22 protein-coding genes are annotated in these 19,609 nt (G+C 60.6%); 1 reads left to right on the top strand and 21 read right to left on the bottom strand.

The genetic code is table 11. The features are described from left to right. Positions 1-288: 288 nt before the first annotated feature. The 8 genes from F3K02_RS18390 to F3K02_RS18355 all read right to left on the bottom strand — a co-directional run bounded on the left by F3K02_RS18390 (position 289) and on the right by F3K02_RS18355 (position 6,618). Entirely contained in the window at positions 289-927 is a 639-nt protein-coding gene (locus tag F3K02_RS18390; RefSeq protein WP_177137073.1) for a hypothetical protein, read from the bottom strand. Between the two features lie 142 nt (positions 928-1,069). Next, complete coding sequence (locus F3K02_RS18385; RefSeq protein ID WP_177137072.1) at positions 1,070-1,513, bottom strand: hypothetical protein; 444 nt, start codon at positions 1,511-1,513, stop codon at positions 1,070-1,072. Between the two features lie 445 nt (positions 1,514-1,958). Next, positions 1,959-2,936, bottom strand: coding sequence for a GIY-YIG nuclease family protein (locus F3K02_RS18380; protein ID WP_177137071.1), 978 nt, complete (start codon positions 2,934-2,936; stop codon positions 1,959-1,961). 5 nt (positions 2,937-2,941) lie between these two features. Next, positions 2,942-3,313, bottom strand: a complete 372-nt coding sequence (locus tag F3K02_RS18375) for a hypothetical protein (RefSeq protein ID WP_177137070.1) — start codon at positions 3,311-3,313, stop codon at positions 2,942-2,944. Positions 3,314-3,338: 25 nt separating this feature from the next. Next, positions 3,339-4,115 (bottom strand): hypothetical protein, encoded by a 777-nt coding sequence (locus F3K02_RS18370; protein WP_177137069.1) that lies wholly within the window; start codon positions 4,113-4,115, stop codon positions 3,339-3,341. A 61-nt stretch (positions 4,116-4,176) separates the two neighbouring features. Continuing rightward, entirely contained in the window at positions 4,177-4,998 is an 822-nt protein-coding gene (locus F3K02_RS18365; RefSeq protein ID WP_177137068.1) for a hypothetical protein, read from the bottom strand. Positions 4,999-5,123: 125 nt separating this feature from the next. Further along, entirely contained in the window at positions 5,124-6,386 is a 1,263-nt protein-coding gene (locus tag F3K02_RS18360; RefSeq protein WP_177137067.1) for an Arm DNA-binding domain-containing protein, read from the bottom strand. Further along, a complete protein-coding gene (locus tag F3K02_RS18355; protein ID WP_177137066.1) occupies positions 6,379-6,618 on the bottom strand; it encodes a hypothetical protein in 240 nt (79 codons plus the stop codon). Before F3K02_RS18355 ends, F3K02_RS18360 begins: the two co-directional genes overlap by 8 nt. Positions 6,619-6,768: 150 nt before the next feature. On the opposite strand from F3K02_RS18355, the gene F3K02_RS18350 reads away from it, so the two are divergent. Continuing rightward, positions 6,769-6,981 (top strand): helix-turn-helix domain-containing protein, encoded by a 213-nt coding sequence (locus tag F3K02_RS18350; protein ID WP_177137065.1) that lies wholly within the window; start codon positions 6,769-6,771, stop codon positions 6,979-6,981. 204 nt (positions 6,982-7,185) lie between these two features. Here the strand turns inward: F3K02_RS18350 and F3K02_RS18345 are convergent, their stop codons facing one another. From F3K02_RS18345 to F3K02_RS18285, 13 genes are all read right to left on the bottom strand, one after another. Continuing rightward, complete coding sequence (locus F3K02_RS18345; RefSeq protein WP_177137064.1) at positions 7,186-7,965, bottom strand: HNH endonuclease; 780 nt, start codon at positions 7,963-7,965, stop codon at positions 7,186-7,188. A gap of 22 nt (positions 7,966-7,987) precedes the next feature. Beyond that, positions 7,988-8,533 carry an ATP-binding protein gene (locus F3K02_RS18340; RefSeq protein WP_177137063.1) on the bottom strand — a complete coding sequence of 182 codons (546 nt, stop codon included), beginning with the start codon at positions 8,531-8,533 and terminating at the stop codon, positions 7,988-7,990. Next, entirely contained in the window at positions 8,530-8,952 is a 423-nt protein-coding gene (locus tag F3K02_RS18335; protein ID WP_177137062.1) for an ASCH domain-containing protein, read from the bottom strand. The genes F3K02_RS18340 and F3K02_RS18335 overlap by 4 nt, the downstream gene beginning before the upstream one ends. A gap of 4 nt (positions 8,953-8,956) precedes the next feature. Continuing rightward, positions 8,957-9,337, bottom strand: a complete 381-nt coding sequence (locus F3K02_RS18330; RefSeq protein WP_177137061.1) for an EVE domain-containing protein — start codon at positions 9,335-9,337, stop codon at positions 8,957-8,959. Between the two features lie 36 nt (positions 9,338-9,373). Next, entirely contained in the window at positions 9,374-10,600 is a 1,227-nt protein-coding gene (locus F3K02_RS18325) for an IS256 family transposase (protein ID WP_177137060.1), read from the bottom strand. After that, complete coding sequence (locus F3K02_RS18320) at positions 10,597-11,769, bottom strand: GNAT family N-acetyltransferase (RefSeq protein ID WP_177137059.1); 1,173 nt, start codon at positions 11,767-11,769, stop codon at positions 10,597-10,599. Before F3K02_RS18320 ends, F3K02_RS18325 begins: the two co-directional genes overlap by 4 nt. A gap of 813 nt (positions 11,770-12,582) precedes the next feature. After that, positions 12,583-13,092: a 2-oxo-4-hydroxy-4-carboxy-5-ureidoimidazoline decarboxylase gene (gene uraD / locus F3K02_RS18315; RefSeq protein ID WP_246309579.1), complete on the bottom strand. Its 510-nt coding sequence runs from the start codon at positions 13,090-13,092 to the stop codon at positions 12,583-12,585. A gap of 26 nt (positions 13,093-13,118) precedes the next feature. Further along, positions 13,119-14,369, bottom strand: coding sequence for a pyridoxal-phosphate-dependent aminotransferase family protein (locus F3K02_RS18310; protein WP_177137057.1), 1,251 nt, complete (start codon positions 14,367-14,369; stop codon positions 13,119-13,121). 21 nt (positions 14,370-14,390) lie between these two features. Further along, positions 14,391-15,149: a fumarylacetoacetate hydrolase family protein gene (locus tag F3K02_RS18305; RefSeq protein ID WP_246309577.1), complete on the bottom strand. Its 759-nt coding sequence runs from the start codon at positions 15,147-15,149 to the stop codon at positions 14,391-14,393. An 11-nt stretch (positions 15,150-15,160) separates the two neighbouring features. Next, positions 15,161-16,579, bottom strand: a complete 1,419-nt coding sequence (locus tag F3K02_RS18300) for an amidase (protein ID WP_177137055.1) — start codon at positions 16,577-16,579, stop codon at positions 15,161-15,163. After that, positions 16,579-17,871 (bottom strand): TRAP transporter large permease, encoded by a 1,293-nt coding sequence (locus tag F3K02_RS18295; RefSeq protein ID WP_177137054.1) that lies wholly within the window; start codon positions 17,869-17,871, stop codon positions 16,579-16,581. Before F3K02_RS18295 ends, F3K02_RS18300 begins: the two co-directional genes overlap by 1 nt. Beyond that, positions 17,868-18,479 (bottom strand): TRAP transporter small permease subunit, encoded by a 612-nt coding sequence (locus F3K02_RS18290; protein WP_177137053.1) that lies wholly within the window; start codon positions 18,477-18,479, stop codon positions 17,868-17,870. The genes F3K02_RS18295 and F3K02_RS18290 overlap by 4 nt, the downstream gene beginning before the upstream one ends. A gap of 70 nt (positions 18,480-18,549) precedes the next feature. Further along, entirely contained in the window at positions 18,550-19,605 is a 1,056-nt protein-coding gene (locus tag F3K02_RS18285; RefSeq protein WP_177137052.1) for a TRAP transporter substrate-binding protein, read from the bottom strand. Between the last annotated feature and the right edge of the window lie 4 nt (positions 19,606-19,609).

Below are 19,609 nucleotides of genomic sequence, written 5' to 3'. Positions count from 1 at the left end.
CTCTAGCTTCTTCTGCAAGGCGTTCAATTGCCGACGCGACCGACGATCCAACGGACCGGTCTCCGAGCACCCGTCGCGCTGCCGACTTCTTGTGAGTGGCTTGATGTTGGGCAAATGCATGACCTGGATGGGTGATGGTGGTTCAGAGGGTGTGTTTGTCATGGGCGAGCCCTTCGAGCAATGACGGCACGCGTGCCTTGCCCGCAGGACGCTTTTGTGGGTCTATCAGGTTTGGCGGTGTGGCGCAGCAGCCAAGACCTGCTCGGCGCAATGGCGGCTCTCCACTTTTCAGGCGGTCCACAGTTCGGCCACCCGCCGATTGGCCAGCCAGACGGCCGTGCCTATGCGGCTCACTTGTTCGGGGTCGATGTCTTCGTTGATGCCCTGATCGAACACCTCGCCCAAGGTATCGCCCATGGCGGCGTTTTCCACGCGCAGCTGATGCAATGGCCACTCCAGCAGATGACCGCGAACGCCGTCGGCCCGGTTGAATGCCACATCGTTCAGACCCGTGGTCTTGACCACCCACGGATGTAGGCAATGAAACAGCCCGCAAGAATAGATCAGTGATGCGGCATATGCCAGCTGCCGTTCATGGGGTTGGGTCACGATGTCCATGTAGAAAGCCCGCAGTGCCGCGCGCAACGCAGCGTCCAGCGGCAACTGCTCCAGGCTCCGTTGTTCCGAAGGCAAGGATCTGGCATGGAGCGCCCGGGGCTGGAAGTAGCACTCCACCATCAGGTCGTCTGCAAAGACCCGCTGGACAAAACGTTCGAGCACCGGGTCATCCATGTGCTTGCGCCGGATATGCAGGTTTTCTCGCATTGGCTCGACGCAAAAGGGATGCAATCGCAGCGGCTCGGTCCCGCTAGGGAAGCGAGCGATGTTCGGCTGCAGCGGGGCTGACATGTTGGCCAGCTTGGCCATGTCACGGCGTCTTTCGACATATGGGCTGAGACGCCGCGGGTGGAATTGTGGGCGAGGCTGAAAGGGTGCGGATGGGTTTTGCATGCTGGATTCCTTGAGCGTGAAAACGGGCTATGGCTGTGGGTCGAGTGATGAAGAAACGTCAACGTGCAGCAGCCCCTTCTCCGCCCTCGTCCGCCTCAACGTGCGCCTGCCCCTCGCCGCCCTCCTCTGCGTCGGGACCCTCGAGGTAAAACGGCGTGAGTTCAAAGTCGTATGCGTCGGTTTCCGTGCTGAAGCACAGGCGGATGTTTGTGGTGCGCAACGCATCCCGAAATCGATCCTTGAATTGCGGATCGCCGGCGATCACCGGACTGGCATCGAGAAAGATCACGCAGATGCCGTTGCACTGGTGCAGTTGCACCGTGCGGCTCACACAGGCCGGGCGTTCCTGGGCTTGGCGCCGAGGCGCATCGGCCCGCTTCGTCTTGCGCGGGCTGGCTTTTTTCGTCGTTGCCCTGGCTTTAGCAGCAGCTTGGGTTGAGGCCTTGCCTTGGGGTTTCACGGCTGCAACGGTCTTGGGGTTTTGGTTGGTCTTGCGGTTCATGCGGGTTTCGTTCGTGTTGTTGAAAAGATCGCCTGGCAATACCCACAGCGAGGTGGTGAGTGAGGCGTTCTTCGGTGTGATCAGGCAAGGCTCCGCCCTGCCCTGCTCCTTGGGTTTTTGGTACTTCGGTGGTTGAGAAATGGGGTCTCCTGCCTCAGCAGGTCGAAGTCACCCGCGCTAGGGAGGGCGCGAGCTGTCGTCGGAGGTGGTTGCTTTTTTCATCACCACCAAAATCTCATGCTTTTCCGCCATGTCAAGGCATTCGCCCGGTGGTTTTGGTCGGCTGTTTGGCGCCCCTTTGGTCTTGACACAGGAAGAACCTGTGGCACTCGGTGTCATCGAAACCTGCCATCTTTCACGGTGGTTGGTGAGGGGACCCAAGGCCCTCGTTCAGGCCTTGGGCTGGATGGGCCGAGAGCCCCCTCACCCTTGTTGATGCCTCCGGTCAACCCTCCCACAGCCCATCCCAGAGGGCGAGCATGCGTGGCCCGCCGGGCAGTGCTCTGAGCACATTGCGGTCCTCCACCCACAGCGCCAGGGTGCCACGGGAATCGGGATCGAAGTGGATGCGGGTGAGCCAGGAACGCTGCTCTCCGTGCTGGCGCAAGCGCCCGGTCCTGAACATCCAGAACGCCGAGTCGCTCATCTGAAATCGGCTGGACAGCATCTCGCTCTCCCACAGGTCACCCAGCCCGTAGAGGTAGACCACCTCCGGTTGGGCCGCCTGGGGTTCGTCCAGGGCGTCGGCCTCTCCACCTTTGACAACGTCCGGTGGGGTAGGCTGAGCTGTCTGTGCGGACTGCAGGACGATGTCCAGGTTGTCGTTGAGCTTGCGCAGGGCCTTCACGATCTCGTTCATCTGCCGCAGATTGGCGTGCGTCGCTTCGAACCAGCGCCGGGTCTGGGCTTCGCGGTGACAGAGCCGGCGCTGCCCCCTTGTGTAGCTCTCGTCGGCAAGCGTAGTGAGCGTCACCAGCGTGGTCTGCTCATCACCCAGCGGTGTCTGTGACAGCAGGTTGACCGCGTGGCTCAGGCCATCTATCGAAAACCATTCGGTGCCACCATCCCAGCGCTCAGGCCCCTCACCGTGGATGTGGAGCCGGAAACCGCTCAGCAGCTTGTGCAGGCTCTTCTCGATCTCCATCGCACGCCGGCGGTCCGAGAACAGGGCCTTGAGCGAACTCTCTTCCGCGATGTGCTCGGCGTCGGGCAGGCCGCGTGCACGCACCTGCGGGTCCACGCTCACACCGATCTTGAAGCGCGGCGAGAGGCGGTGCACGAGCAGGTAGACGTAACACGGCGTCGGACGGGTCGTGCGCACCGGCCTTCTATCCGGTGCGCGGCGCGAACCGCGTTCGCAGCTGGGCAGCTGCGCTTCCTCGTAGTGCCAGCTCATGCGCGACTGGGGCATCAGTTTGTACATGGCGTTCACTCCTTTGACGTGCGCGAGATCGTTTTGGCACAGAGGCTCCGGTGAAACACACCGATGTAGCGCCTGGCGCTGGCGGGAAGCTTCAGGATCTGCCCCTCACCCAAAGGCACCACCAGGGTGCCGGCATGGCCTTGGTTGATCGGGTTGGGGAGAACGGTGATCTCTGGCAGCTGAAGCAGAACAGCAAAGCAGGCCATGCGCATCACATTCAAGGTGTCCGACGGTTCGCTGGCCTCGACCGCGGTATCCCTGGCAAGGGCATCCTGACATGTCCGATACATGCCTGTGCCGGTCAGAACCGTCAGCACAGCCAGATCTCGGAAGCGCTTGCGGCCTGCTTCCTGTGTGAGTGGGTTGTTCGCATTCATGTTCATGTCCTTCCGGTCGTGGGGGTCAGTTCTTCAAGCCGTTGACCAGCGTCCACCACGGGAAGGTGATGCGCTCGCCCCACAGGTGGAGCACGGTCAACAAACGGGCGTGCTGCTCGATATCGACTCCGTCGCCCGCCTCGGCGCCCAGCAGCAGCGACCGGAGCAGGCGGCCCTCCTTGGGCACCTGCCGGATCAGGAAATCCAGGTCGACTCGCAACATCCGGCGCCGGGCCTGCCGGACTTCGCTGAGGCTGACCTGAGGCGTTCCGCGTTTGGCCACTTCCAGCGGGTGTGCGCACCAGAAATGCCCACAGGCGTGGAAGAACCCGGCGGCGTGCATGACTGGCGCTTCGTCCAGCTGCACGCCGGGCGCGATCGAGCACTGCCAGGCCAGCTGGCTGGCGAGCTCGAAGGGCGTGACCTTGCCCAATCCCCGGCTCAAGGGATGGAGGAAAGGACTGGTGCGGGCTTCGTGCACCTTGAAGTAACACTCCAGGTTGAAGTCGGTCTCGAAGATCGACTCCATGAAGCGGTCGATCTCGAGATGCCCGCAACGGATGCGGTACTGCAGCACGTGTTCGCGCAGAATCGCCAGTTGGCGCTGCTTCATGCGGTGGGGCGTCAGGCCCTGGAACAGCGCGCCCATGGCCATCAGTTCGCTGGCGCTGGGCACGCGGCTGTGGTTCCAGTGGGCCTGCTCCCAGGCGGTCTGCGCGGCCTTGCCGGATTCTTTTCCCCCTCCCGTTCCTTTGCGCGGACGGGGTTCGGGTTGTGGGGTGTCGTCGGTGGGTGTGTTCATCGGTTTCTTTCTGGAAAGGGAATCGGTCGGCGAACGTAGATGAGGGGAAAGGTGGTCGCGGTCAGCCGTTCGGCTGGGTGCGGACCATCCAGACGAAGAAGCGCTGGCGCACATCGAGGGGCGTGGCCTGCTGGTCGGGGCGGGCCAGCAGGCTGATGAAGCAGTTGTCGTTGCTCGCCATGCATTCACCCGGTGGTGAACCCGGCCAGTTCGAATCGGTCCAGCTGAGCTCCATCCACTGTGGCAACAGACTGCCCACGACGTCGGGCGTGGCCATCTGTCCAGCGAGGGCGCGCAACGCGTCGTTGACGTCTGGGTTCAGCCCGTGCAGCAGGATCCACAGCCCCTCGTGCACCGGCAGCAGCACGATGCCATCCAGCCCCGAAAAGCTCACGATGGGGTGCGGCCCGGGGTCTGGCTGGGCGTCGGCGTCGGGCTGCACAACGTCTGGTGCCGGCGCGCTCTCGACATCCACGGCAGGTCGTGGGCTCGGGTCCGCAGAGGGCTGGCCGACCCGCAGGCTGTGCAGGAGATCCGAGGGCGCGATCACCAGATCAAAGACATCGTGCGGTGCTTGCAGGCAGATGGTCCAGGCGTATCGGTTCACCTCGCCCCAGAAGGTGTCCATCACATCGGGGCTGAAGCCGTCGGTGTATGCCGGATCGAGGTAGAGGAAGCCCTGTGCCAGCAGGTGGTGGCGTTGCACGGTGTCGCTGCCCGTGCGCCGTGCGGGGATCGCCGGGGTTGTCGGCTGCATGGCCTTCCTGAACCGGCGACCGGGGTTGGCCGGCTGCTTGTTCGGTTTCTTCCGGGCGGCTGGCTTGAGCAGGCGCCGGGGCACCGTGGAGCCGGTGGTTCTGGATGAACGTGGTTTGGAGGTCATGTAATTGCTCGCTTTCTGAGATGACAGGTGATTGGGTGAATGAATGGGTCCATGGGCAGGCTTCAGGCAAGGCTTCGCCCTGCCCTGCTCGTTGGGCGTTTGGCTGTTCGTTCCAGGGAGGTGGTCTAGGTGGCCGGCAGCTCGCTGGGCGGTCCTTCAATCGCCAGGTGGATCGGCGTGATCGCACCGGTCACGGGCGCCAGGGAGATGTGCTGCTTGAGCAGGCGCTCCATGGCCGAGCCATCGCGCCGGGTCAGGTTGGGCACGTATCGGCTGTAGACCCGGAACAGCATTTCGGTGCTGGTGTGGCCTAGCTGGCGGGCAATCCATTCGGGGGCTTCACCACTGGCCAGCCACAAGGTCGCCGCCGTGTGCCGCATCTGGTAGGCCCGCCGGTGTTGGAGCTCCAGGTGGCGCAGCAGCGGGGCCCAGACCCGGTTGAGGAAGTTCTGGTTGTTGATCGGCTTGCCACCACGGGTGCAGAACACGAATTCCGAGAGCGAACCGGTGGCACGGAACTGCGACTGCAGCGCCTCGAACACCATCTCGGTCATCTGGATGTCGCGCATGCTGCCATCGGTCTTGAGATCGTCTTCCTCGTTGAGCACGATGGACTCGCGCACCAGGATCAGGCGACGCTCGAAGTCGATGTACTTCCATTTCAGGCCATGCACCTCCCCCGTTCTCATCCCGGTGAAGAAGCGCACGGTGAAGTAGTTGCGGTAGTCGGCCCTGGCCGTGGTCAGGATGCGCTGCACCTCATCGAGCGTGAACGGCATGACGTCGCTGCGCTTGATCTTCAGCGGCTTGATGTTGCGGAAGGCGGACGTAAACTCGAACCGGTCGGCCGCTTCATTGAGGATCTGTCGCAATGGCTTCATCACGGAGTTGACGCGTCGGTTGGACAAGGTTTTGCTGGACTTTCGGACGGGAACTTTGGCGAGTGAAGCCCGAAAGGCCAGTGTGTCTGCTTTGGTGATCTGGCCGACCTCTTTTTCTCCGAAGAACGGGATCAGGTACTTGTCCAGTGCACCCCGCTGAGTGATGGAGTAGCTGCGGCGCCAGCTCACTTCCGCCTCTTTGAACCACGTCTCGGCGAAGTCCTTGAACAGTGGAGTCGCGGGCTTGGGTGCCAGCGCTTCGCTTCCTACCTGCTCTTCCTCAGCCCCCGCCTCGTCCGACTTGGCCGGCAGCGGCTTGCCGAAGGTCTTTTGGTAGTCGAAGGCGCCCAGCGCAATGTCCGCCTCGATGCGATCCAAGGCCTTGAGCAGGCGCTTGCGGTTGGTGGGGGTGTCGGCAAGCGAGGTGTATTCGCGCAGCCGTTGACCTGCAAACCGAAAATCCATGAAGAGCGTCCCTTTGCTCTCATGACGACGAATGCTACCCATGGAGAACTCCTCCATTGGCCAGAGGAATGGCGTCGCTGCTCACCGCAGAGTGCTGCGCCATGTCGGACTCGATATGCTCCCAAATGTAGAGCGTCTTGCGGCCGCCGAAGGGCCGGATGTAATGCCGTCCTTCGAGCAACACACTGTCTTTGAGTCGGTCCCGTATGGTCCGGCTGTCGTACTTGATGCGGGACGACAGTTCATCTGTCGTCAGATAGGTACAGGTGCTCACTTCTCACTCCTTGACGATGGTGGGACAATCAGGATTGAAAAAAGCCATGCATAAAGCTTTTTTTTCATCCTGAATGACATTATGGGCACCAATATGCCACTGTCAAGGACTTTTTGTCATCCTGAGTGATATTTCTACACGGAGAGTGTCGTGATCAAGTGCCACCTGTCCCGCCTGATGGGAGAGCGAAAGCTCAAGATCAGTGATGTCGCCAGAGACACCGGGCTGCATCGCAACACGATAACGCTGCTCTATCAGGAGACTGCCAACCGCATCGAACTGGATGCCGTCGACGCGCTGTGCAAGTACTTTCAAATTCCCATCAACGAACTCTTCGAGTACGTTGAAGACAACAACTCCTGAGTAAACGGCGGTTTTTGACGCTGAGCTTTCGTTCAGCGCTTGCTCGGATGGCGATAACGCTGCAAAGCTTATGAACTTGAAAGGGCACTCGAGGCTGAATGCCACCGTTCGTGGCCTGTCTGCCTATCGGCAGCTTCTACCGATTGCGGTCATTGGCGCACATGGATTGCGTGCTCAAAGAGCGGTCACGCAATGCTTTACCAGTCAGACTTCAGCCCCTGCTCGCCACGTCTCAAAGCCATCGAGTCCGGGTCCGCCCATGTTGAGGGAAAATTCTTCACCAAAGAGCACTAGAGATATGTAGCAGGCATAGAGGTCGTTGGCCACATCGATTGGCCTCAGAAGCAGCTCGTATTCATGGAGAAGCTCGTAGTGCTCGTCGCCATCTGAGAAGACCTTTGCCGGTGGGTACAACTGCCGTCGGCCGACGGACCATTGAAGCGGTCCGCTTCCACGGCGGACGAAGTTTCTAAGCTCGTCAAGAGCTGGCTTGTCGACCAGTTCCTCATGCGACATGCCAGCTTGTATGACCCGAGACGCCAGTGCCTCGAGGCCAACTTTTCCGATGAAACAAGCAAGGGCGCGTTCCTCTGGAGGTGTTGCCATCGGGAATATCAACGTTCCTCGAGGCTGGCTCAACAGCCTCTCAATGAGACGCGCCTCGTCAGTATCTGGATGGGCGCCGATGCTGATGCCCTCGCCGGTGTCCGCGTTTGCCTGGATGCGCTTGCCTGACTGCAGATGAAAACCATCTAACGGGATGAAGCGTCCTCGCTTGTTTGCAACGACAGCGTTGAAACGGCGTTCCTTGAAGTACAGGGAGTCAAGAATCGGCTTCTCGACCTCGCGCGCCAGGTAGTTGTTGCACCCATCGCAGACAACGCCAGGCTCCAGAACGTGCTCGGTATTTCCGAAGGACTCGGGCACGATGTGCTCCCTGGACCGTGAGGTCGACGAGTCGGCTTTGCAGAAGAGGCAACGCATTTTTTTCTCCTTCGACGCTCGGCTATTGGCGAGAGGCGCTCGCGCTTTTCGAGAGCCGATCCAACCAGATCTCCACCTCCTGGGCGCTCGGCGAATCGAGAATTTCTAAGTCAAGACCCAATACCTCGGCGACCTCAGCACTGTGAGTGTCCTCGGCCATGCTGAACTCGGATAGTTCTGACTCAGTCCAGCTCATGTCCTGCCTTGCATGTAGACGCTCAAGCAGGACCTGCACCGGACTGCGGATCAATAAGACGGACGAGCACTTCAGTTCCCGGAACACGTCGACAGGCAGCCTTTCATGGGTGCCTGGTGCTCGTCGGAGCACGAAGTGGCCGTCTAAGACGAGCGTCGCACCGCTCTCTCGGATGCGCCTTGCGGCCGAGATGAGCGCTGCCTGGTTCTGGTCCACGTCCGAAACCAACTTCGCGCCGTCCCAAGTGGCCTGTCCGCGCTCTTGTTTGATGAGTTGGCTGGCCGTGGCATGCATCAGCCCTAGCTTCTCACAGGCTGGTTTGGTGGCAAAGGTCTTTCCCGCGCCATGGACTCCTGCGACGAAGATGGTCATTCGGGTTCCTCGACCAGGCCGAAGTGCTTGCCGATGAGACGCAGTTCGGTTGTAGTCAAGTAGCGAAAGGACTGCGGCGGGCGGAACCCCCTGAACAGAGACTTTGGCCGAATCGGCTTCTCCGGAAGGGTCAGACTTCCCAGCAAGACTCCGAAGGCTTGGGCCTTGCCTGCGAAATACTCCATCAGTTCCTTGCGTTCTAGACCCGGACCGCGCGCGCGGCATTTCGTCCAGACGGACGCAGGTGACGCGATAACCGCTCCTTCGATTCCCACGATGCCAACGAGTCGCTGGACTGGAGAACTGGAATAGACGACGGCCAGGCCAACGGGCTCGACAGCCCATGACCGACGAAACTCCACTGTCTTGGTCCCATCGAGGATCTGCTCGGCAAACCTTGGCTTGACGGAAAGCAGCACGGCTCTAGGCCCCTGCGGTCGCAAGCACTCTTGAAAACGCTTCATCGGAAATCTTGGTGATAGATTGAATGTTGCCAGCGACCACCCCGTCATCGAGAAGGCGCTTTAGGGATGCCGGTGCTGGGAAATGCTTTACGAGCCTGAAGAGGATGACTTTCGTTGGCCGAGTGGCCATTTTTTCAATCTCTTTGATGCTGTAAACGGTGCGTCTGCTGACCATGGCGGCGATGCTAGCCGCGTCGCTAAGCACAGCGAACTGGTCCACGACACCGAGCGAGGTGACCGACTGCTCATCCTCTGACCTGTAGAACAGCAGCACGTCGCCCGGTTTGATCTGTTTAGATGCCGCATGGCAAAGGTAGGCCAGCTTGATGGCATTGCCCACGGGCGTGTCCGAATTTTTGTGTAAACGGTTCGGACTTCAGTTGACGGAGATGCGGTCTCCGAACTGAATGGTAAAGCGGGTCAGCGCAGCCTTCCAATCGCGGATGGGCATGGTCCACTTCTGGCTGATGTTGCGCAGGGCCAGGTAGAACAGCTTGGTCAGCGCCTCGTCGCTGGGGAACGAGCCCCGGTTCTTGCTCAGCTTCCTCAGACCCATGTTCACCGACTCGATGGCGTTGGTCGTGTAGATGACCTTTCGGATTTCCGCCGGGTAGTCAAAGAACGGCGTCAGCCGGCTCCAGTTCCTGCGCCAGGACTGGCCAATGGGCAGGTAGTCCGAGTCCCACTTAGCTTCGAACTCGCCCAGGCGCAGCTCGGCCTCTTCGGCGGTGGCGGCCTGGTAGATGTGGCGCAGGTCCGCCGCAACATCTTTTCTGCGCTTCCATGAGACGTAGTTCAGGCTGTGGCGCACCATGTGCACGATGCACAGCTGAACCACAGCCTTGGGGAACACCGCCTCGATGGCATCGGGGAAGCCCTTGAGCCCGTCAACGCACGCGATGAAGATGTCCTGTACGCCCCGGTTGCGCAGCTCGGTGACCACCTGCAGCCAGAACTTGGCACCCTCGGTCTGCGCCAGCCACAGGCCCAGCACCTCCTTCTCGCCATTCATGTTGATGCCGATGGCCAGGTACACCGCCTTGACCCGCACCGCGCCCTCGCGCACCTTCACGTGGATGCAGTCCAGGTAGACGATGGGATAGATGGCGTCCAGCGGGCGGGCCTGCCAGACCTTGACCTCTTCGCTGACGGCGTCCGTCACCGATGAAATCAGGCTGGGCGAGACCTCGGCGCCGTACATCTCCTGCAGGTGGCTCTGAATCTCGCGCACCGTCATGCCGCGGGCGTACAGGGAGATGATTTTGTCGTCGAAGCCGTTCCAGCGGGTCTGGTGCTTGGGGATGAGCTGGGGCTCGAAGCTTCCGTGGCGGTCGCGTGGCACTTCGATGGGAAGCTCGCCGAACTCGCCCTTGAGGGTCTTCTTGCTCTTGCCGTTGCGGGTGTTACCGCTGGCATTGGCCACGGCCTCGTGGCGTTCGTGACCGAGGTGTTCGGTCAGTTCGGCGTCCAGCGCCTTCTCCACCAGCAGTTTGGTCAGCTGCTTGAGCAGGCCGTTCTCGCCAATCAGGTCTTCAGGCTTCTTGTAGTCGGCCAGCAGGCTGGCCAGCAGTTCTTGCGGTACTTCGTGCTTCTTGGTTGTCATTGTGTTTGCGGACAAGCAGGCTCTCGCCTGCGGTGGATTGTCCGTTTACACAAAATTCTGCACACCCTCTTGCCCACGCTTCCTCTGGGTGCAAAGAGCTGGGATTGAAGCGCCTGATAGTCAGGGAAAAGTATCTGATGGAACTCATGCTTGATTGGTACTAGGAACTTCTGGATTTGATGTTCTGCCTGATAGTGGGGGTAGAAGCGTCGGACATATTCGAGTGCGGGGAGTCCTGCCGAATCTGGAGCGTTGAGAGGGTGCTGCTTCACTAAGACCCTGTCCTTTCCATAAGGGCCGATGTCCTCGAAGCCGAAATCGACAAGGAGGTTCACCAAGTAGGCGTGTTTATCTACGTCTGCGTGGGTGAAGATGTGCTCGCAGGCGTTCTCGGTTGCGTAGCGGAAGGCTGCCTTCAGGAAGAGTTCGCCAATCTTGCGCCCTCTCACGCTCTGGCCGACCTTGAACGTGCAGAGCTTCAGCGCCTTGCCGTCTAGGAGCTTTCCCTCATTGGTGACTAGCTCATTGCTCTGAACGTCGTAGACGCAAATCGCGCCAAGCACGTCGGTCTCATCCCGGTAGACCCAGGCTTTTCTGTTCTCCCTGGCCTTCCTGCGGAACCATTCGTCGAATCCGTCGTAGCCATCGCGCAGGCTGTCAAAGAACGCTCCTGTCAGCTCTGGTGTCAGGCTGTGCAGCGGCTGATCGTCGATGTTTGGCAGCGAGACGTCGAACGGCTGATGCAGCCGCCGCAGCCAATCTTCGGCCGTTTGGATGTTGTAGGTTCGGTGACCCAGACCGCGTGCTCGAGCCTTTGTCAGAAGCCCCTTATCTTCCGTGACGAGCGCATGTGCTGCGTCGCACTCAAGGGCGTACAGAATTTCGTTGTCGCAGGCGTCGTTTGGGCTCGTTGCCGGCGTGTTCCAGGGGCATTTGGCGGGACGCTCCAGAGCCGGGTACCGGCGGACGTGCTCCAAATTCCTGGCGCGCCGGCCTAGGTCGGTGTCCCTTTCGAAGTCTTCGATGCTTGCTGGGTGATAGACCAGCTTGTGACCGCCGACAAGCGCTAGCCGATGGAAGTTTGCTAGGTTGTCACCTAGCACGGCATACGAGTCCTGTAACGGAATCAGGACGTTTGTGTCGAGTAGAAGCGTGAGTTGCTTCGGCACTGATCTCCTCCCTTGAGCCCCGCAGATATTGGGCTCTCTGCTTTGGCCCTGAACTTCCGCATTGGCTGGTTTGCATTTGGATGCTTCAGAGCAATCTTACAGTTGGGTCCAGTTTGACCTCCGGCGTCAGTCGCAGCAACGAGGCGTCTGTATGCCCGCTCCCATCCGAAAAGCGGACCATGATGGGAAACCGGATGAACGCAAGAAGTCGCTGCAAAGTCGACTTGAGGCTGGCTGCTGCCGGTGACCTGAAACGCTTGAATGTAGGCCGCAGCGGTCACCTGTCTTTCGAGGATGGAGGGGTCGAACGACCGCTGCACTTCCGTCACCGGCCTCTCAATACATGCCAGCCTGGTCGCGCATTAAGAACGACTCCTCGCGACCGAGGTAAGCGACGGTGCCCGACCCAGGGAAGCCTTTTACGCGCATCTTACCGAGCTACTGGTCCATTCAGGAACAGGCTGATCGTTAAACACTGCCGTAAATCAGGGCCTGGCAACAGCGGACTTTCGCTTGTGACCGCTGTCGCTCGGGACCCAAGAGGCATGGGCTATGTACCACCTGTAATAGGCCATTTTTTTCATGCCGAAGGTCTCGTCTTTCCGGCAAGCTTGTCCCTCATGGATGGTTCAAAGGTACATCGGTAAATGGCGCAGTTTTACATCGGTGACCACATTCATACTGATCCGGCTATGTTCAACTGACATCGACACGCATCAAATTCTCCTGGCCGCGCGCGCATAGTCAACGCTTATCAAATATCGCGGAGCGGAGCTCGAAACGGGAGTGTCGAGCTCCGGCATACGCACTCGATCAATTGACGGACAGGAGTGCTCGCACACGCAGGCGGGTGATATGGGCGATCTGCGTCATGGCCTCGACGAACTCATCGGCCGTATCGCGATCAATGCGGCGCTGCATTTCGTCGAAAATCTGCGCCTTCGTATGGCGCAACGCGGCGATGATGAAGGGTATGCCGTGTCGATCACGGTATATGCCATTCAGGTGCGCCATGCGCGCCATTTCCTCCTGCGTCATTGAACCCAGGCCCGCGCTGGCTTGCTCGTGCTGCGAATCGTTCGTCAACGATCTGGCTTGCGCCTCGCGCCCGGCCAGCTCGGGATGTCCGCACAGGAAAGCGATTTGCGTCGTCTGTGGTGATCGGCGCACCACCCCGATCATGGCCGCGTGTAGCGCCTCAGCACTCGCGAAAGGTCGTTCGAGCCACGCCGACTCGGCGACCCAGGGCGCGTGTTCGAAGGTCTCACCCAGTGCGTCGACGAACGCACTGCGGTCCATGGCATTCAAGGTATCAAGAGTCAACGGGGCACTCAGCACAGGCACCCCATTCATCGATTGTTGTGGCTTTTCAGCACATCCGGCACCGATGGCTCCCCTGCGAACTGCGCCATGGCAGCCGCCACACCGCTGCCAGCCAGCGGTACGCCTGCCAGCTTCAAACCCATCTCGACACCGGACAGGGCACCCATCAAGGTCAGGTCGTTGCAATCCCCGAGGTGCCCAATTCGGAACATGCGTCCCTTCAGTTTGCCCAGACCGGCACCGAGCGAGAGGTCGAATCGATCATGAATCAAGCGGCGCAACGCATCGGCGTCAACGCCCGGTGGTGTGATCACCCCGGTCAGTACCGGTGAATAGACGTTTGGGTCGGCACATTGGATCGGCAAACCCCAGGCATTCACCGCAGCTCGCACGCCAGTCGCCCAACGCTGATGGCGCGCGAAGACTGCCGGTAGTCCCTGCCCAAGCAGCATGTCCAGCGCCTCGCTGAGTCCATAGAGCAGGTTGGTGTTTGGCGTGTAGGGCCAGTAACCGGTCCGGTTCATCTCAATGATCTCATCCCAGGCCCAGAAGGCCTTCGGAAGACGTGCAGACTTGCTGGCCTCGATCGCCTTTGGCGACAAGGCGTTGAAGCTGATGCCCGGAGGCATCATCAAGCCCTTTTGCGAACCGCTGATCGTGACATCGACGCCCCATTCATCGTGGCGGTAATCGGCGCTGGCCAGGCCCGAGATGGTGTCGACCATCAGCAGCGCCGGATGCCCTGCGGCGTCGATTGCGCGGCGTACCGCAGCGATGTCGGAGGTCACTCCGGTAGAGGTCTCGTTGTGCACCACGCACACGGCCTTGATCCGGTGATCGCTGTCCTCGCGCAGGCGCTGTTCGATCTGGTCGGCCTGCACGCCATGGCGCCAACTGTTGGGCAGGCCGGTGGCCTCGTCGTAACCGGGCAGGGCCAAGAATTCCGGATCGAGGCCAAGGCGCAGCGCCATCTTGTTCCAAAGCGTTGCGAAATGTCCGGTCTCGAACATCAGCACCTTGTCTCCAGGGCTCATGACGTTGACGAGAGCGGCTTCCCAGGCACCGGTGCCCGACGCCGGGTAAATGCACACCGGGTGCCGAGTTCGAAATACTTGTTGAAGGCCGGCAATCACTTTCAAGCCAAGGGCCCCGAACTCGGGGCCGCGGTGGTCGATGGTTGGCAGACTGATTGCACGCAGGATGCGGTCTGGCACTGGGCTGGGACCAGGGATTTGCAGGAAGTGACGACCAGAAGGGTGTTTGTCGAGGAGGATCATGATGTATGGAGGCAATGAAAATTAGAATTGCACCGACGCTTGGCCAATGCCTTCGAATGAGACGTGGACGTGGTCGCCCGCGGCCGCACTCAGGATGCCGACCCAGGTACCGGTCGTGACGACGGTCCCCGCTGGAGTAAGCCGACCTTGCCGTGTCGCATGGCGCAGCCAGGCTGGCAGCACGAACAGGGGATCGTTCATCGGATGGGTGCCGCGCCGCTCAACGAGGGGCTGGCCGCCAATCTGCACCAGGCAGGACTGTTGCCCCCAGTCTTGGGGCTGGAACGGAGTCCATTCACCGAGCACCAACGCTCCATGCGACTGCAGATCCGCGAGCTTTGCCAGCGCAGGTGCGTTCAAGCCTTCGATCCACCGCGAGTCGACGATCTCGATCGATACACACATCGCGTCGACGAGCTTTTCTGCCTGGTTGAGGTCGAGTTCTCTGGCCATGAGTGGTGTCACATCACAGGCCAGTCTCAAGGCGATCTCGGCTTCGATGCCACGCATCTGGAACGGCCATTTTCCTGCTTCGGCTGGGCTCGACCAGACCCCATCGGGCGGTAGTGGCGCATGGGTGAGCACGGCCTCACGCGAAGGTCCGCCCGATTTCCAGTAGCACGCAGGCGCATCACCGTACCAGCCGAAACGGGCGGCAACAGCCTCCTGGACGGCGTACGCAGACAATGCGTCCGGCACGAACGACGTGCCTGCCGCCACTGGTTCGTGGTTGTGCCGCGCGCGCTCCAGCAGACCTGTTGTCGTTTCTATGATGTTCATATGGTCTTTCATCACAGGTCGGGCCAGCGGTGGGCCCAGGGAGCTGCGGCTTCATAGGTTTCACCCAGATCGAGCAGGGTGTCGTCACTGCCGTAAGCGCCAATCAACTGGACGCCGATCGGCAGTCCTTCGGACGACGGCTCAGCAGGCATCGCCAGTCCGGGCAGGCCGGCCGCATTGACCCAGCCGGTATAGATCGCGTGACCCCGCGGGCCGACATCCTGTCCGTCGATGCGAGGCGGAAAGGCCTCCTTTGCGGGCCAGGGCAAGGCTGCTGCGGACGGCATCAAGATGCCATCAACGCCTTCAAAAAGAGCGGCACAGGAGCGCCTCAGCTGTGTCACGTGGTCGATGATCTGCCACAGGCGCGACGCTGGCAGGCGCCGGCCCGCGTCTGCCATGTCGCGATATTTGACCGAGGCCTGTTCGGCCCAGTCGGGGTGCGCCTCGAACATGCGCGCCAGTCCGATCTGTCCGATCTGGGGCCATGCCTCAACGAAAAAGTCCAGGTCCAGTGGCAACGCACGGGCTTCAACATGGTGACCCAGATCGGCGAAAACGTGGGCGGCTTGCTGTGCACTGCGCGCAATCTGTGGGTCCAGCGGCGCGCTGCCGAAACGCTCGACGTAGATGAGGCGCTTCGGCGCCTTCGAACGCGGATATGCCTGCGCAGCCTGCGCGGCCGTCAACGATGATCGATCGACCGGGTCCGGCCCGCGCAAGGCATCAAACAGCAGCCGCGCGTCGGCCACAGTACGGGCCAAGGGTCCGATGACTTCGAAGTCAAGCAGCAGACTGGGTAGCACATGCTGACGAGGCCATGCACTCAACGACGGCTTCAGACCGACCACACCGGCATGTGACGCCGGTCGGCGGATCGACCCACCGCCGTCTTGTCCGATGGCCAGTGGAGCGATGCCAGCGGCCAGGGCAGCAACTGCACCACCGCTCGAACCGCCTGGAGTCAATGACAGTGACCAGGGATTACCAGTGGTGCCGAACAACGGGTTGTCGGTGTAGCCTTCGAGTGCGAACTCCGGCACATTGGTTTTGCCAACAATCAAAGCGCCGCCCGAGCGTGCGCGGCCAACGGAGAACTCGTCGTGTCCGGGCTGATGCTCACGCAGTGCCTTCGTTCCCCAGCTCGTCGGCTGATCGACCGTCAGTAGGCTGTCTTTCACTGTTACCGGGATGCCGTCGAGTGCAGACAGCGCCTGCCCGTTGGCAAACCGCTTCGCGGAGGCCCTCGCCTCATCCAGCACACGCGAGTCGCGCCGCGCGATGACGGCATTCAGGCGACTGTTCACCGCGTCCATGCGATCCAGGACCGCCTGCGTAACGGTGACTGGGTCCAGAGTGCCAGCGCGATAGCAATGCTGCAAATCGCTGGCCGACAGACGCCACAGCGCGCTTTCATCTTTAGCGTTCATCACATCTTTCCCGGCAACCAGGTCGCAATGCCTGGCACGAGCATCAGCAAGATCGTGAAGGCGATCATGATCAAGGCATATGGCAGCGCGCCGACGATGGCGTCATGGATACCGCCCTTGTCGGGCCGGATGCCATGCACGACAAACAGGTTCATTCCAACGGGCGGCGTGATCATGCCGAGTTCGCACATCAGCACGATGAAGATGCCGTACCAAACCGGATCGATACCCATCGCGGTGACGATGGGGAAAGTGATGGGTATCGTTGCCACCATCATTGACAGCACGTCCATGAACATGCCGAGCAACAGGTAGAAAGTAATCAGCACCAGCAACAACTGTGTCGCAGTGAGCCCGAAGGAGGTGACCCAGGCGGTCATCGCTTCTGCCACACCGGTCAGGCTGATCGCCAAGTTGAGAATGAACGCGGCGGTGATGATCAGCAGGATCATGCCGGTGGTCTTGGCGGTTTGCACGAAGCAATGCTGCAGCAGCGGCCATGTCAGTTTTCGGCTCTTCCAGGCAAACAGCAGTGACGCGATCACTCCCAGCGCTGCCGATTCGGTGGTGGTTGCCAAGCCGCTGTACAGGCTGCCCATCACAATGAAGAACACCACTCCGGGCGGCACAAGGTCCTTCAACAGGTGCATTCGCGTCGCCAGGGGAACCTTTTCCTCGCGCACTGCCTTGCCGGTGTACAAAGCATGCAACAGGATGAAGCCCATGAACGCCCCTGCCAGCAGCAGGCCAGGAATGATGCCGGCGACAAACAGCTTGCTGATCGAGGTATCGGTCAACGAGCCATAGATGATCATGTTGACAGAGGGGGGTATCAGGATGCCGAGCGTGCCGCCGGCGGCGATGGACCCGAGCGACATGTCCATGCGGTAGCCGCGCTTGTACAGCGACGGCAGCGCCACTGTGCCGATCGTGGCGGCCGTGGCTACCGAAGAGCCTGACGTCGCAGCAAACAGCGCGCTGCAACCGACGTTGGTGTGCAGCAAGCCGCCAGGCAGTCGTCCGAGCCAGGCAGCAAGCGCGCCGAACATTCTGTCGGCGATGCCCGAACGAAGCAGCAACTCGCCCATCAGCACGAACAGCGGAATCGCTGTCAAAAGGTTGTCGTTATGGACACCCCAGACGACTGGCGCGATCGAATCGATGAACGGCACGCCATAGGCGAACAGACCCCCGACGATGCCGATCGCGGCCATGGCCACGGCGATCGGCAAGCCGAGCAGCATCATGCCCAGCATGGCTGCGAATGCAATCAGGATGTAGGAAACATTCATTTTTGCGCTCCGGTAGAGACAAGAGCGCTTGGTGACATGGTCTCGCTGCTTGAACGTGCCTTGAGGTCATGCAATTCTTCGTCGACCTCGTCCTTGGTGGTGCGTGGACCGAACTCGAGATTCAGGACCCTGAAGTCACCGCGCACCAGCAGCCAGGTGGCACGCAGGGCGAAGCCGACCGACACCAAGGCGAACATGATCAGCCCGACGAGCCAGGCCGATTGCGGATACTGAAGCGGTGTGGCCCAAGGCGTCTGCGACACGCTCTGGTATGCCTGCGTGTCCTGGACGACGAACCATGCGAGATAGGCCAATAGCCCTGCGAAGGCGGCCAGACAGACCACAGACAACCAGTTGAGCCCAGTTTGCAGCCATGACGGCAGGCGGTCGTGGAACACATCGACGCGGATGTGCGTGCGTCCCATCAGAGCCAGGCTGAAGGCAATTGTTGCCCCTAGCGCCAAGGTGTATCCGCCGAGTTCATCGGCACCTTGCAACGAAAAGTTGAAGATCTTTCGGGCCAGCGTCTCGACCGCCACCATGCATGACAAGGCGACGAAGATGAAACCGAATAGTGTGCCCAGCCAGCGTTCGATGGCGTCTTTCATGATGGGATCCTGGTTCGAAGTACAGGGCGGGCGACGCGAGGTGCGCGCCGCACGAGCGGGGTGGATCAGGTCACTGAACGCCGATGGCTTTACCGACGGTCTTCTTCCAGGCGGCGGAGCAGCCAGGATTGGACTTGTCGCAGATTTCAGCCCAGGTAGGAAGCGAGATCGAGGCCACCGCCTTGCGCACCGTTTCCTTGTCGGCGTCGGTGACAGGTACGTTGACCAGTTTGAACTTCTTGCCCGTGGTGCAGGGATCTTTTCCGGCGTTGCAGTTGATGGCGTCCTGCGTCAGCTCCTGCGAATAGGCCCAGATGTCGTCAACCAGCGTATTGAACGCCGCTTGCATCTTCGATTTCTGATCAGGGCTCAAGCGATTCCACGACTTCATCGACATTGCATAGCCGTTCATGGCCATCTGGAAGCCAAGCGCGTACTGGTGCGTTGTCACTTCGGGCCAGTTCGATGAGTTGGCCGAACTGGGGCCGGTGATTGCGCAATCGACCACACCCAGCGACAACGATTGGTGCACTTCGGTGAAAGACAGCGGCACCGGCGTACCACCAACCGATTCAATGAATTTGGCCAGGTTTTGATCGTAGACGCGTACCTTCATGCCGGCCATATCGGCGAGCTTGGCAATCGGTTTCTTGCAGAACAGGATCTGCGGGCCAAAGGGCCAGATTCCGAGTAGCTTGACCTGAAACTGCTTCTGCAGTCGCTGGTCGAGCGCATCGCTGTAGGACTCGTACACCTTGCGAGCGGTCGCATAGTCAGGCGCGGCGCCAACCAGGTCCATGCCGAGCAGCGTTGGCTCGTCGCGGGAGTTCTGCGACACGCGCAGCGACACGATGTCGAACAGGCCGGCCTTCATCACACGCAACTGTTCAGTGTCCTTGATGCCGAGCGAGTCGATCGACTTGTAGTCGGCGTCGAACGGCAGGCCAGTGCGCTTGGCAAAGTCGTCGAAGAAGGGCTTTTCTTTGTTCTTCTGGATCAAACCGGTGGCCGCGGGCTGGCCGACAACCTTGAGGGCGACGCGGTCCTGGGCTTGTGCGCCGGAGGAAAGGCCGAGGGACAGCGCGAGCGCCGCAGCGATGGTTGTCAGATGGTGCTTGAGCGACATGAAA

This window comes from Hydrogenophaga aromaticivorans (assembly GCF_013387465.1).
GTDB classification, from domain to species: Bacteria; Pseudomonadota; Gammaproteobacteria; order Burkholderiales; family Burkholderiaceae_C; genus Hydrogenophaga; species Hydrogenophaga aromaticivorans.
Note: the sequence above shows the minus strand (reverse complement) of the source record. Positions and strands in the feature narration are given on the sequence as shown.